Here is a 15,083-nt window from a genome sequence, read left to right on the forward strand (position 1 = left end):
CCCCTATGGTTTTGGGTGTATAAAGTTATAATTCAGTACTTCCTGTAAATTTTCAGATGCTATTATCTTTCCACCAGAGGTATCTGCCTCATTAAACATAGGCGTGCTAAGCTTCATTTCTTTTGCTTTTTTGGTATAATATTCCTTTCGGGTAGGATGATAATCTGCAACAGCATTAAATACATACCCCAAAGCACCATCAGTTATTATTTTTTGCATAATACCAATACAATCCTCACGCTGAATCAGATTAACGGGGGCATTAGGGCTAGGTAAATTACTTTTGCCTGCTAAATACCGTGCTGGGTGCCTATCGTTGCCAATTAGTCCGCCAAAGCGTACTATGGTTGCTTTATAGTTAGTATTTTCTTGCAAGATGTTTTCAACCTCCAATAATTGCTTACCGCTTTCAGTTTTTGGGTTGGGTGGTGCACTCTCGGTAAGTGTACCTGCCGTAGCACCATAAACTGATGTTGAGCTTATAAACAGTACCTTTTTTATACAGGATGCATTTACAAATCCAAAAAAGGTATTTATTTTAGCTACAAAACTAGCACTACTATCTTTTCGTAACCCTGGCGGAATATCAATAATCAAAGTATCGCACCCTTCCAGAAAATCGGTAACATTACCAGTAGTTTCATCTTCGTGTAAGGTTATACAATAGGGTTGTATACCTGCCTCGTGCAAAACAGGTATTTTACTGGGGGTTGTAGTTGTGCCTTTTATACTATATCCTGCTGCTATAAGTTGTTTGGCTAGGGGTAACCCGAGCCATCCGCAACCCAATAGTGCTATATCTGCCATTTGTTTTTTGTATGTTTATGAAGTACTCTTGGTATTGTTTAACTTTTTAATTTGGTACAAGTCGTTGCGCCTGTCTTTTAGTATGCGTACGCTACCATGTTCGTGTAGTTCTTTCAGTAAATCAATATCAACATCTACAATAAGCGTCATCTCGGTGTTGGGCGTTGTTTCAGCCTTAATCCCATTAGATGGAAACGAAAAATCAGAGGGTGTAAACACAGCCGTTTGCGCGTATTGTATATCCATGTTATTTACTTTTGGTAAGTTGCCCACACAGCCCGCTATGGCTACGTAACACTCATTCTCTATAGCACGTGCTTGCGCGCAATGTTTTACGCGGGTATAACCGTTTTGCGTATCGGTAAGGAAAGGTACAAACAAAATATTCATTCCCTCGTCTGCCATTAAACGTGCCAGTTCGGGGAACTCCACATCATAGCAAATCATAATACCAATTTTACCACAGTCGGTATCAAAAGTCTGAATTTTGTCGCCTCCTTTCATGCCCCAATACTGTACCTCGTTGGGTGTAATGTGTACTTTAGTATACATTTCCGATGTTCCGTCGCGTTTGCATAAAAAGCCCACATTATATAGGTTGCCATCCTCCATATACGGCATACTACCTGTAATAATATTGATGTTGTATGATATTGCCATTTCCTGAAAACGCTTTTGTATAGGGTCGCAGTAACGCGCAATTTCACGTATGGCATCGGCTTCGCTCAGGTGGTTAAAGTCTGCCATAAGTGGTGCAACAAAAAGCTCGGGGAATAGTGCAAAATCGGAACCGTAGCCCGAAACGGCATCAATAAAAAACTCGGCTTGTTCAAATAAGGCCTCTACATTGGCAAGTGGTCGCATTTGCCATTGTACCAACCCGAGCCTTATGGTGCTTTTACGAGTGTTTATTAGTTTTGGGCTTTTATCGTAATAAATATTATTCCACTCCATCAATACGGCATACTCCTTAGAGCTGGTATCGCCCTCAAGGTAATTGCGCATTAATTTTATTACGTGGAAATCGTTACTGATTTGAAACGATAATACAGGGTCGTGTACCTCTTTTAGGCGTACTTTTTCGATGTATTCTTTTGGGGAGTATTCGTCGGCATGTGCCGTATAGTTGGGTATGCGCCCCGCAAATATGATGGATTTTAGGTTGAGCTGCTCGCACAATTCTTTTCGCATATCATACAGCCTTCTGCCCAGCCTAAGCCCACGGTATTCGGGGTCTATAAAAACATCAATACCATATAATATTTCGGCATCGTAGTCGTGTGTATTAAAAGTGTACTTACCTGTAATGGTTTCGTAATTATGTATGCTAGTAGCTTTTTTGTAATCTACAATAAGTGATAGGGCTGCGCCTACCACCTTGCCATCTACTAATACAACAAGCTGCCCTTCGGGGAATATATTTAGGAGTTTTTTTATTTCTTTTTCTTGCCAGTAGGCTTGCTCTAGTTCGCCATAGGCGTGTTGCATAGAAAGCTTTAACTGCTTATAATCTTCTATCTTCAGGTTACGTAATTCAACCTTATTAATTTCTATTTGCATACTAAAATTGGTTTTTTATTAAAGGTACAAAAAATGTTTTTTTGGTATATCTCTACCGTAGTATGCGTTATAAAAACACTGTATTTACGCACTGCAACTACCTATTAGTTTAACGGAGCAATAGTATTACTTTTTTTAATACGAAAATCATAAAAGTTTACACATTTATTTAATGATTTATATTCAGTGAAATAGGCACGTATTAACTAAACTGTTAAAAAAGAAAATTACCCACAGTTGGGTATGGTATGCCCTTGCATGGGCGTTTATATTTGTGACTTTAGTAATTGTGTATTACTAAAAAGTTAGATTGTGTTTTGTGTTCATACGAGGTATTAATTACAACCTCGTGTAGGACTGGTTTAGGGGAGGGGTTGCTGAGGAGCAACCCCTTATTTTTTACCTTACCACGATGGTTTTTGCCGTAACAATGCTATGGTACTTTCCAGTTGTGCCAGGCGTTGCTCCATTTCGCTGTTGTTATTAGGTAATGTATACCGAAACACATGTACTATTACCCACACACCTATAATAGCTGTAGTAGCAATAGCAACGGGTGCTACACCAGGGTGGTTGGCTTGCAGCACTACGGTATCGTCCTGATGGTTCATTTTTCTAAAATACAATGCATCGGCTGTAGCCACAAGCACCAGTTCGTTGTTTGTTTTTGCTATTTCGGTTGTTGGTACTTTGTTGCCTATTACAACATCGTTTGGTAAAAAACCATGTGCTCCGCCCGACATTGTTAAGTCGTCTATAACCAATGCCAGTTTATTATCACCGCTAACATGTGGTAAGTATAGGTGTGGTAGTTGTATGTTACTAATATTATTAGCAGCACCATATTGCGCTATAAAATCAGCTTTATTATCGTTTGTAATGCATACAATACCTTGTATGTTGTTACTTTTAGTCTCTTTTGGTACTACCGTTATTGCTTCGTTAAAGCGCAATAATTGGTTTACGGTAAGCTCTTTGGTAAGCAAATCCTCTATTGTAATACTAAAATGCTTAGCAATTTTTACTACGGTTTCTAGCTTGGGGTTACTGCGGTCTTCTTCGTATGCACCAAGTGTAGCACGCTTTAAATCAAAGAGTTCTGCAAATTCTTGCTGACTCATTCCGTGTACACTGCGTATTTTTTTAAGGTTCTTTCCGAGCATCATCATAAAATATATTTTGCTAATATTATTTGCAATTTAAAATTATATCTTTATATTTGTACTAACATTATTAGCAAATATAGTAATAATGCTAATATAATGAGTTTTTGAGGCTTAAAAAGATTTTTCTTTATTGTTAAAAACTATAGAAAACAATATTTGTAAGCCGTTAAAAAAAAAGCGAGTTTTATAAATTATTAATACCTATTGTAAACATGAAAGACTATTTTGGAGTGATTAAGGATTACTTGAATGAGCTTGAGCTTGAAATTAAATACCAAAGCGAGAGCGAGGGCGTATTTATAGTAAGCAACGAGCAGGACGGTATCATTAATCTTATTATTTGTGTAGCGTATCCTATTGTTATTTTTGAGCAATATTTATTTGAGGTACAACCCGATGCCTATACTGTTTTTAAAGAACTGCTCCAAAAAAACCGCGATATTATTCACGGAGCTTTCGTACTGGATACTTCAGGTAGAAAAGTAATTTTTAGGGACTCGTTGCAACTCGAAAATTTAGACCAGAATGAGTTTGGTGCAACGTTAAATTCGCTCAGCCTATTGTTGAGTGAGTATTCGGAACAGATTATTAACTTTTCAAAAAATTAGAACGATGAAATTTTTAAAACGATTATTTAAAATAGGACAGGCAGAGGTGCACCATGCTATTGACGGTATTGAAGACCCTATTAAAATGACGGAGCAGGGCATACGCGATATGAAGCAGGATTTAGAGAAGAGCCTAGAAGCCCTAGCCCAAGTAAAAGCCATGAGCATTCGTGCCAATAACGAGGCAGAAGAGCATAACAGTAAAGCACAAGATTATAGCGAAAAAGCAATGTTGCTACTTAAAAAAGCCCAAAGAGGCGAAATAGAAAGCCAAGAGGCAGACCGATTGGCCACCGAAGCTTTGGTTAAAAAAGAAGAGGCTTTAGCACATAAAGCACGTGCTGAAGGCGACAAGGAGCGTTTTGACCAAAATGTAGTACAAATGGAGGGCAATGTGCAAACCATTAAGCAAAATATAAACAAATGGGAAAACGAGCTTAAAATACTCCGCTCCCGCGTTAAGGTGGCAGATGCTACCAAAAGCCTTAACGAGCAAATGGCAAAAATTGATAGTAATGGTACCATATCGTTACTGGAGCGCATGAAAGAAAAGGTAGTACAAGAAGAAGCCCTTGCCGAAGCGTATGGCGAGATAGCCGATGCCACAAAATCCATAGATGCCGAGATAGATAGTGCTATAGATGTAAAAAAATCTAAAGCCACTAATGAGCTAGAGCAGCTAAAAGCCCAAATGGGTATTAGCGATAGCAAAACCAAATAAATATACTTTAATAAATAATGGAGGAATTAATAGAAATTTCTTTTTCGCCTGTAAATGCGTTTTTTACCATCATGTCCATCGTCATGGTTTTCTACTGGGTATTAGTAATAATAGCTGGTTTGGATCCCGATTTGTTTAGCGTTGAGTTTGATGCGGCAGATGTTGATGGCGAGTACGGCGTTGATGCCCATAGTGGGAGCAGTAGTTTCATGAAAATACTCGAGTACTTCAGTTTCGATGAGCTCCCAATGATGTTTATTATTACCATAGTGTTTTTTAGCATGTGGTTTTTAGGCGTAAACATCACGTACTATTTAGGCATCGAGAGTTCCCTCTTAGGGTTTCTATTACTCATTCCAAACCTTATCGTTAGCTTGTTTATAGTAAAATTAATTGCCAAACCTTTAGGGCGGTTATACAAAGTGGTAAACCACAAGGGCGAGCCAGAAATAGATTTTTTGGGTAGGCGGTGCAACGTACTAACAGCAGTAGCGCCAAATAAAACGGGTATGGTAGAGCTCACCGTAAACGGCGACCCTATAAAGCTATACGCCCGCAGCCATACAGACGAAAAAATTATGGCTGGACAACAAGCCGTTATTATAAAGGAAAGCGAGGATAAGCGATATTATCTTATTGAGAAATTTGATTATTAACCACCAACAAATTCCAACAACCATGATGTCCTTTTTAATTGCCATAATTACTCTCTCTATAAATATAATAGAGCAAGTAGTATAATGCACCCCACAAACAACAATCAATAAAAATTAACAACCCATAAATCAAAAGTAAAATGTTCGAAAATTCAGGAACCGTATTATTAATAGGTATCACTATAGCCATAATAGGTTTACTAGTATGGATTATATCTATGTACAAAAAAACCATACAAGGTAAGGTTATAGTACGTACGGGAGCAGGGGGTACCAAAGTGTTTTTTAACGCTGGGCTTGTAGTACCCGTATTACACAAAATGGAAATAATGGATATTTCTGTTAAAAAACTTGAGGTAGAGCGTACAGGGCTTAGCGGGCTTATCTGTAAAGATAACATCCGTGCCGATATTAAGGTAACCTTCTTCATCAAAATCAATAAATCAACCGCCGATATTATAAACGTAGCACAAACCATTGGTTGTGCCCGCGCATCGGAAATTGATGTATTGCGTAACCTGTTTGATGCCAAATTCTCCGAAGCCCTAAAAACAGTAGGTAAAAAATTCGATTTTATCGAGCTGTACGAAGCCCGTAGCGAATTCCGCGAAGAAATTATCTCCATTATCGGAACCGACCTTAACGGTTATATTTTAGATGATTGTGCTATTGACGATTTAGAGCAAACAGCATTAAGTTATCTAAAAAACGATAATATACTCGATTCTGAGGGTATCAAGAAAATTACCGAGCTTACCGCAGCGCAAAACATGAAATCGAACCTTATCCGCAGGGACGAGGAAAAAACCATCCGCAAGCAAGATGTAGAGGCGCGCGAAGCCATTTTAGCATTAGACCGTCAGTTAGCTGAAAAAGAAGAAATACAAAAACGTGAAATTGCCAACATTAAAGCCCGTGAGGAAGCCGAAATTGCAAAAGTAAACGAAGAAGAACGCTTAAAATCGGAAACAGCACGCATTAGTACTACCGAAAAAGTACAGGTAGCCGAAGAAAACAAAGACCGATTGGTAATTGTAGCTGCTAAAAATAAAGAGCGTACCGAAGCGGTAGAAACCGAACGTGTAGAAAAAGACCGTGCGTTGGAGCAAACCGAAAGAGAGCGTATTGTAACCTTAGCACAAATTGAAAAAGAAAAAGCGGTTGAGGTAGAGCGTAAAAACATCCAAAATGTAATTCGCGATAGGGTAACACTCGAAAAAGGAGTAGTACAAGAGCAGGAAAACATGAAGGATATTGAGGCATTTAAAACTGCCGATAGGGAGAAGAAAGTAGCGCTTACACTTGCCGAAAAGGAAAGTGAAGAACTGTATATAAAACGCTTAAAAGCTGCCGAAGCCGAAAAAGAAGCGGCGAAGCAAAGGGCAGAAGAAATTAATATTGATGCAGCAGCACGTATGGCAGCCAGTGAAAAAGATGCCGAAGCACGTAAGATATTGGCTGATGCCAAAGCGAAAGAAGATGCTACTTTAGGACTCTCGGAAGCGCAGGTAATGCACGCCAAAGCTGATGCCAGCGAAAGAGAGGGTATTGTACAAGCGGTAGTTATCGAGAAAAAAGCACTTGCCGAAGCTGCAGGTATAAAAGCAAAAGCCGAAGCCAATAAGGAGCAAGGTGTAGCCGAAGCCGATGTAATAAAAGAGAAAGCCCATGCCGAGGCGAGTGGTATAGAAGAGAAAGCCGAAGCAATGAAGAAACTTGACGGCGTTGGAAAAGACCACGAAGAGTTTAAACTACGACTGGATAAAGAGCTACAAGTAGATTTAGCAGAAATTAATATCCAGAAAGATATAGCCGACGCACAAGCTAGCGTAATAGGCGAAGCACTTAAAGCCGCTAAGATTGATATTGTGGGTGGCGAAACAATGTTCTTTGACCAAATTGTAGGTCAAATAACTAAATCGAAAGGCTTTGATAGGCTCGTAAACCACTCAGAAAATATTACCGAGATTAAAGACGCTATTTTAGGCGAAGGTGGCGAGGAAGGCGAGAACCTTATGGATCGTGTAAAAGGCTTTGCCGATAAATACAACATCTCATCCGAAGATATAAAAAACCTTACCATAGCAGGATTACTTATGGAGCTACAAAAACGCAGTAGCGATACCGAGGAGCAAGGCTTATTCTCCAACTGGTTGGATATGGCAAAAAACCTAGGTTTATCTAACAAAAAGCTAGGATAACCGCGAGTTTACTTGATTTTTTTAAATAATGCCTTCGGTATGCTTTGGCATACTGAGGGTTATCTTATCCTTAATTCCCAAATAGAGAGTGAAAAGGCAGGGTGTTCTGCTGTAAGCTTTTAACTTAACCTACCAACTAATTATTGCTATACAATGAAGATAAAAAATATTAAAATAATAAATGTTAAAGGTATTGCTAATAGAACCTTTGATTTAAATCTTATTCCTAACAAGCCAAATATTCTTGTGGCTCCAAATGGTTTTGGTAAGAGTTCGTTCAGTATAGGCTTTGATTCACTCAAAAGGAACAAAATTGAATTAGATGAAAAAAATTACCATTTAAACGATAGTAATAATAAACCTGTCATTGAAATGACTATTGAAGACATATCTGGAATTAAGAATTTATTGGCAAATGACACTACTAATATTATTTCTAATGAGTTTGATGTTTTTGTAATTAATAGTCAACTGATGGCTAAGGCAAAAAAAATGAATATTAGTGGAAATATCATAGTAAAGTCATCTTTAGAAATCTCACCAATAACTCTAATTAAAACAATACCTTCAAAAGTTCTATTTAGCTATAACGTTACAAAGGCAAGACAAGCTTTTGGAACAAATGGATTTATTTTATCTAATATAATAAGTGTTTTTAAATCAGCTTCTTTATTGCACTCTATTATCAATGAAGTGAATTTTTCAAAATTCGTACAAGTAAAAACTTCAAGGACACTATCAATCCTTAAAGATGAAATAAACGAGAAAACAGGTACTAAGAAACAAATTAAAAGCTGGATAGAAGAATATAAGAAGGCTGAATTTGAAGATATATCAGAATTTAATAAGCTAGCGAAAATTTTACGAAATTTCGATGGAATCAGTACTGATACTGAGAGCTATCTGGCTGCTTTTCAAGTAATAGAAACTGCTCTTTCTATGAAAGCAAATTTTCAAAAAGCAGCAAACTATGTTTTCTATCTTGATGAAAAAGACTATTTTACTACAAGTATAAATGATTTTATTCCTGCAAATGTGCAAAAAAGATTTGACATTAAACCCAAAGTTTCTGGTTCAAGTCTAGTCATTGAATGGCCAAAGGCTCATGAAATTTCTAATGGGCAGAGAGATATTCTTTCTTTTATTGCTTTACTAATGAAAGCAAAAAGAAGTTTTAAAAAGCAAAACTGTATTCTGATAATTGACGAAGTTTTTGATTATTTGGACGATGCGAATTTAATAGCTTTCCAATATTTTGTGACAAACATGATTGAAGATATGAAATCTAAGGGAAAGAATTTTTTCCCTATTCTGATGACGCACTTAGACCCTCTTTTTTTTCATAACAATTGTTTCAATAAACATAAATTGAAAGTAGCTTACCTTAAAGAAACTCCTTATCAGTCAAGCCAACATATAATTAACTTAATCAAAAAAAGAGGAGATTCTACAATACAACAAGATGTTGATAAACATCATTTTCACTATTATCCAACTCCTGTCAGCATTGAGAATGAATTTGTAGCATTAGGTTTACCTAAGGCTTGGGGATGTTCTGAAAAATTTCACGAGTTTATAAATTTTGAAGTTGAAAAATATTTGGAAGATAAGAAGGACTATGATCCATTAGCAATTTGTTTTGGTGTAAGAGTGAAAGTAGAGGAATTAATCTATGATCAAATTAAAGATTCAGAAAAAAGACAAGAATTTTTAGATTTACATGGAACAAAAAAGAAGTTAGAATATTGTGAAAAAATCAGGCATTCAGTTCCTGATACTTTTTATCTATTAGGCATTATATATAACGATGAACTTCACAGACATAAAGATGATGATAATGTAAGAGCAGTTGCCAATAAATTAGAAAACTTTGTCATAAAAAAAATGATAAGCGGTATATTCTCTAAAACTTAATCAAATTTAACCATGAGTACACTGGAAGGCGGTACATACGAAATTATACAGGCACGTTTGGCAACCCAAAAGAACGATCTTTTGGAACGATTGCAACAGCTAAACCAAGCGCGTAAGGAGGTATTTGGCAGTATAGAAACCAAACTAATAGCCAACAACCGCATTATAACCCAAAACAACTGTATTCCTGCCGATATTGTTTCGGTAAACGACAAGTGCATACTCGGGTACAATGTACACTTTGGGTTACGTACCGATATAAAAGCTGAAGATGTTTTTAGTATTTATGCTTACGAAGATGGCGATTTCCGCGAGGAATCACTCGATTATATTAATGACGAAACGTTCCAAACTGATTTCTTCAATCTATACAAATATTATAGAGATACCAGTTTCCGTAAGTTTTTTATAGCAGGCAACTACCTGCATATGGTATTCCAGATTAGCGACAGAATATCGGACATAAAAACGTTTAAATGGCTTATTAAAGAGGATAGCCTAACGTATATAGACAACAGGAGCGACCACGAATATAAATTCCCGAAACAGCATGACTTTAGGTGGCAGGAAACCACCCGCGATATGCAAAAGTATGGCGAGCATCCGCACGTTTCCATACTCGATAAAGTATTTGTAGAAACCGTTGGCGGAACGCTTACCATAAAAATTGAAGACAATACCGATACGGGTAAAGGTATTTATGATGAAGAAGTAATCCACGCCGACCAAACGCTGGATGATGGTAATTTTCAGTACGCCGATTTAGGTAATATCATCGCCCTGCGCATACAACCCTTTCAGGAAGACCCGCGTTACTTTATTTACAATCATAAACTACAGGAAGTTTGTAAAATAGATAGCCTCGAAACATCGGCAATATTACTACCCGACGATCATGGGGTAATATTCTCCAACGGGTATTACCTCCAAACAGGCGAGTACAAAATATTTGAGAGTAGCCTCGAAAACCTATTCTTTCAAAAACGTATTACATCGCCCAATGGCGAAGATTTTATGTACGTTTTTTACGAAGAAACACACGGGCAATATGTACTAATGTCGTATAACCTTATTACCCGCGAGGTAATGACGCCGATTATCTGTAACGGTTTTACAGTATTAAAAAATGGCGCGTTAACCTACTTCCGTGCGGAGGATGCAGCTAGTAAAAGCCACTTGGTACAAATATGGCAAACCCCTTTTGTAAAAGCCGATAGTATGCCCTCGGAGCACAAGGACAGCTACATTTACAAAATAGGCAACAAGGACATTGTAAAGGCCATGGCAGATTGCCAGGCTATTGTTACACTCCTTAACAAAGAGGACGATTACGACGGGTTGTATGTTGATTTAAATCGTTTATCGCAAAACGTACTGGATGCCTACTACTGGATAACCAATACCGAAACATTTGCGCTTAACGTACCGCTTAGCGCGATAAAAAGTACCGCAAACGCTGCTATAGATGAGTTTGAAAAAGTAGTACAACTCCGCCAAAATGCTAAAAAAATTACAGAGGAGGTACAGCAAAAAGCCGAAAGCCTCTTCATCCAGATAAAAAGCTCACCGTTAGATGATATTGATGTTTTTGTAGCCGATTTGGCAGGATTACGTACCCTACGGGGCGAGGTAATCAGTTTAAAGGAAGTCCGTTACATTGATCATGACTTTATAACTGAATTGGAAGCCGAAATTGTAGCGCAAACCGAAAGTATTTCGCAAAATTGCGTGCAATTCCTAATGAACGATAAGGCATTAGCCCCCTACCATGCACGCGTAGCCAAAAAGCAAGAGGCAATTGCCGATATTACTACCGTTACCGAAGGTAAAAAACTGCAAGATGAGGTAAACACTATTACGGGCGATTTGGAGATGCTAATTGACATTGTATCCAATTTAAATATAGAAGATACCTCTAAGTCCACCCATATTATTAATACCATATCGTTAATATTTGCTACACTCAACAGAGTAAAAGCCGATATAAAAAATAAAATATCGTCACTAGGCAGTAAAGAGGCAAAAGCCGATTTTGCTGCACAAATAAAACTGATAGACCAAAGTATTGTAAATGCCCTCGATAGGGCTACAACACCCGAAAAGGCTGAGGAATTACTCAACAAAATATCGGTACAGCTTGAAGATGTAGAAGCCCGTTTTGCCGATTATGAGGAGTTTACAGGTGCCATTATCGAGAAAAGAGAAGAGGTGTACAATGCCTTTGATGCCAAAAGAAGCAGCCTAGTAGAAGCCCGTAATAAAAAAGCGGTAGCTATAGAGAGTGCTTCGAGCAGAATATTAAAAAATGTAGCTTCCAAAGCCTTAACCTTTAAATCGGCAGAAGAGATAAACGGTTATTTTGCTTCTGATTTGATGATTGCCAAATTACGCGATTTAGTACAGCAACTCATCGACCTTGACGATACAGGCAAAGCTGAAGCGATAGAAACCGCACTAAAATCGGCACGCGAAGATGCGCTTCGTAAATTAAAAGACAAGCAAGAGCTGTATGAGGATGGCGAAAACATTATCCGTTTTGGGAAACACAAATTTGCTGTAAACAAACAACCGCTAGACCTTACCATTGTATATAAAAACGGTACGCTAAACTACCATTTAACAGGTACCGATTTTTACCAAGAATTGGAGGACGAAACCATGCTTTCGTCTAAAAAATATTGGAGTCAGGAACTCGTTTCCGAAAACGATGCGGTGTATAGGGCTGCCTTTTTAGCCTATAAAATATTTAGAAACAATACACCCAATGCACTTTTTGAAATGACAGATGAAAATCTGGAAAAATTAGTAGCCGAAGAAACATCAAAGAATTATACCGAAGGCTATACAAAAGGGGTGCACGATGCCGATGCGTTTAAACTATTAAAAACGTTAGTAGCTAAACATCATAATTTAGGATTACTCCGCTACGAGCCTACTACACGTGCTTTTGCCCAGTTTTTTTGGTATGGTTTGGAGGACGATGCTCGTACCACACTCAACAGTAAAATAAAAGCTTCGGGGGGTGTTTTGGCGGTGTTCCCCAACAGCAAAGAGTTCGATTATATTGTAACAGAACTACAGCAACAACTAGAAGCCTATTTGCAGCATACCGCTTTTAGTAAAGGGTTAAATAGTAATACTAAAAATGCAGCACATTACCTTTTTGAGGAATTAAAAAGTGATGATGCTTTTACCGTAAGCCACAAAGCGGCGCAATTAGCCGAAAGTTTCTTTAAAATGCTGGATAGCAAAGGGGCAAGCGTAGCCTTTAGGCACAATATTGATAACGCACCCGATAAACAAAGTGGCATACAACTGGCTGCGCAATGGGTAGCCTCGTACCTTGTAGAAACAGCGCAGGAGCAATACGAAGATTATTTATACGAAATTACTGCCCTGCTACTATACAGGCACGAATCGGCAGAGAATATAGTAGCCATAGAACCCGACGAGGTTATAACGGGGCTTGCAGGGGCGCACCCTACGGTAACTAATGGTACGTACAACTTCCATTACCATACGTTTACCCGTTTACTAAGCCATTATTACGATAACGAAGTACCTGCCTTTAACCGTTTTAGAGAGGCGCGCCATACCCTGACAGTTACCTTAAAAGAGCAATTACGCTTAAACGAATTTATGCCCAAAGTACTAACCTCGTTTGTGCGTAATAAACTGATAGACCAAGTGTATTTGCCCCTATTTGGGGACAACCTTGCCAAACAATTGGGTAGCGCAGGCGAAAACCGCCGTACCGACCGCTCTGGGATGCTGTTATTGGTATCGCCACCAGGGTATGGTAAAACGACCTTAATGGAGTATTTGGCGAACCGATTGGGGCTAGTATTCATGAAAATAAACGGACCTGCTATTGGGCACGATATTACTTCGGTAGATCCTGCTTCGGCAACCAATACCGCAGCCCGCGAAGAACTGAAAAAACTCAACCTAGCCCTCGAAATGGGGAATAACGTAATGTTGTATCTGGACGATATCCAACATTGTAGTCCTGAGTTTTTACAGAAATTTATTTCGCTTGCCGATGGTACCCGTAAAATAGAGGGGGTATATAACGGGCAACCCAAAACGTACGACATGAAATCGAAAAAGTTTTGTGTTATTATGGCGGGTAACCCGTATACCGAAACAGGCGAGAAGTTTGCCATACCCGATATGCTTGCCAACCGTGCCGATATTTATAACTTGGGTGATGTAATAGGCAGTACTAGCGAATTGTTTGAACTGAGCCTTATCGAGAATGCATTAACATCTAACCCCATACTGGCAGGTATTATGGCTAAAAATAGCGATGATTTGTACCCGTTAATCAAAATGGCAACCACAGGGCAACGCGATGGTTTTGAGCTAAAAGGTAATCACAGCAAGCAGGAGATAGAAACTTATATTTCGTTGCTGGATAAGGTACTAAAAGTACGTGATGTAGTGCTAAAAGCCAATGCAGCTTACATTGCTTCTGCGGCGATGGAAGATGCCTACCGTACCGAGCCATCATTTAAATTGCAGGGTTCGTACCGTGATATGAACAAATTGGTGGCTAAAATAGTACCTGTTATGAATGATGATGAGATAGATACACTATTACTATCGCATTACCGTAACGAAACCCAAACCCTTACCAGTGCTGCCGAAGCCAACCTATTAAAGTATAAAGAAATGACCGAGCAGCTCTCGGAAGAAGAAAACCAGCGTTGGCAAACTATAAAAGAAACTTTTGTAAAGAATAACAAGTTAAAAGGCTTTGGTAACCAAAACGAAATGGCGCAAATGCTTTCGCAGATTATGGAATTTACCGACCATATTGAGGGCATAAAAGATATCCTACGAAAAGGATTAGAAACAAAGTAAACTAAAAACACCTGCAAGGTTTTTAAAACCTTGCAGGTGTTTTTTTGTATAAATACTTCTTTCGCTACTCTATATTACTTTATATAACATTGCCCTGTTTTTTAGCTTCTGCATCTTTTTTGGCACCGTAAGCTATTCCGAGTGCAATACCCATTCCCATTCCAATAGATATTCCTAGGCTTATCCCTATAGTTGGGTTAATTGCTATACCAATAGGCATTCCTATTGCTATACCTAAACTTATCCCCAAACTCATTCCTATGGCGGTATAATATTTTTCGGTAGTAAAAGAAAATTCGTTTTTTAAGAATGTCTTAAATTCAGTAAGTTTTTTACTGTAGTACTTTTTTCTGTTTTCCGTTGGCATATCCAAATGCAGCGAAGTAAGCTTTTCCTCTATTTGTTGGAGCTGCTCTTTGGTTAGCTCCTTTTCTTTTAAGGAAATTAGTATCCCTGTAAAAGAACTGTAAACTTTTTTCTCCGTTTTATTCGTTGTCTGTAATGATAAGTTATCTAATAATTCGGTAGCCTCGTTTAAACGCATGTGTTTTTATTTTATACGTCGTTACTAGGAGCATTTTGTT

10 protein-coding genes are annotated in these 15,083 nt (G+C 38.2%); 6 read left to right on the forward strand and 4 right to left on the reverse strand.

The genetic code is table 11. From position 1 onward, the window contains the following. Nucleotides 1–3: 3 nt before the first annotated feature. The 3 genes from K1I41_RS04505 to K1I41_RS04515 all read right to left on the reverse strand — a co-directional run bounded on the left by K1I41_RS04505 (nt 4) and on the right by K1I41_RS04515 (nt 3,536). Complete coding sequence (locus K1I41_RS04505; protein WP_220641492.1) at nt 4–807, reverse strand: SDR family oxidoreductase; 804 nt, start codon at nt 805–807, stop codon at nt 4–6. A gap of 15 nt (nt 808–822) precedes the next feature. Continuing rightward, nucleotides 823–2,367 carry a carbon-nitrogen hydrolase family protein gene (locus K1I41_RS04510; RefSeq protein ID WP_220641493.1) on the reverse strand — a complete coding sequence of 515 codons (1,545 nt, stop codon included), beginning with the start codon at nt 2,365–2,367 and terminating at the stop codon, nt 823–825. A gap of 404 nt (nt 2,368–2,771) precedes the next feature. Beyond that, nucleotides 2,772–3,536, reverse strand: coding sequence for a helix-turn-helix transcriptional regulator (locus tag K1I41_RS04515; RefSeq protein ID WP_220641494.1), 765 nt, complete (start codon nt 3,534–3,536; stop codon nt 2,772–2,774). A 209-nt stretch (nt 3,537–3,745) separates the two neighbouring features. On the opposite strand from K1I41_RS04515, the gene K1I41_RS04520 reads away from it, so the two are divergent. From K1I41_RS04520 to K1I41_RS04545, 6 genes are all read left to right on the forward strand, one after another. After that, nucleotides 3,746–4,141: a type III secretion system chaperone family protein gene (locus K1I41_RS04520; RefSeq protein WP_220641495.1), complete on the forward strand. Its 396-nt coding sequence runs from the start codon at nt 3,746–3,748 to the stop codon at nt 4,139–4,141. A 4-nt stretch (nt 4,142–4,145) separates the two neighbouring features. Continuing rightward, on the forward strand, nt 4,146–4,862 hold the full coding sequence (locus tag K1I41_RS04525; protein WP_220641496.1) for a PspA/IM30 family protein: 717 nt from the start codon (nt 4,146–4,148) through the stop codon (nt 4,860–4,862). Nucleotides 4,863–4,879: 17 nt separating this feature from the next. Next, entirely contained in the window at nt 4,880–5,518 is a 639-nt protein-coding gene (locus K1I41_RS04530) for an OB-fold-containig protein (RefSeq protein WP_220641497.1), read from the forward strand. Nucleotides 5,519–5,658: 140 nt separating this feature from the next. Continuing rightward, the gene (locus K1I41_RS04535; RefSeq protein WP_220641498.1) at nt 5,659–7,719 is read left to right on the forward strand and encodes a flotillin family protein; all 2,061 of its coding nucleotides are present in this window, start codon (nt 5,659–5,661) and stop codon (nt 7,717–7,719) included. Nucleotides 7,720–7,872: 153 nt separating this feature from the next. Further along, entirely contained in the window at nt 7,873–9,633 is a 1,761-nt protein-coding gene (locus K1I41_RS04540; protein ID WP_220641499.1) for an ATP-binding protein, read from the forward strand. Nucleotides 9,634–9,645: 12 nt separating this feature from the next. Next, nucleotides 9,646–14,499 (forward strand): DNA repair ATPase, encoded by a 4,854-nt coding sequence (locus K1I41_RS04545; RefSeq protein WP_220641500.1) that lies wholly within the window; start codon nt 9,646–9,648, stop codon nt 14,497–14,499. Between the two features lie 79 nt (nt 14,500–14,578). Here the strand turns inward: K1I41_RS04545 and K1I41_RS04550 are convergent, their stop codons facing one another. Next, entirely contained in the window at nt 14,579–15,043 is a 465-nt protein-coding gene (locus K1I41_RS04550; RefSeq protein WP_220641501.1) for a hypothetical protein, read from the reverse strand. Nucleotides 15,044–15,083 lie beyond the last annotated feature (40 nt).

The organism is Flavobacterium litorale (assembly GCF_019613795.1).
Taxonomy (GTDB): domain Bacteria; phylum Bacteroidota; class Bacteroidia; order Flavobacteriales; family Flavobacteriaceae; genus Flavobacterium; species Flavobacterium litorale.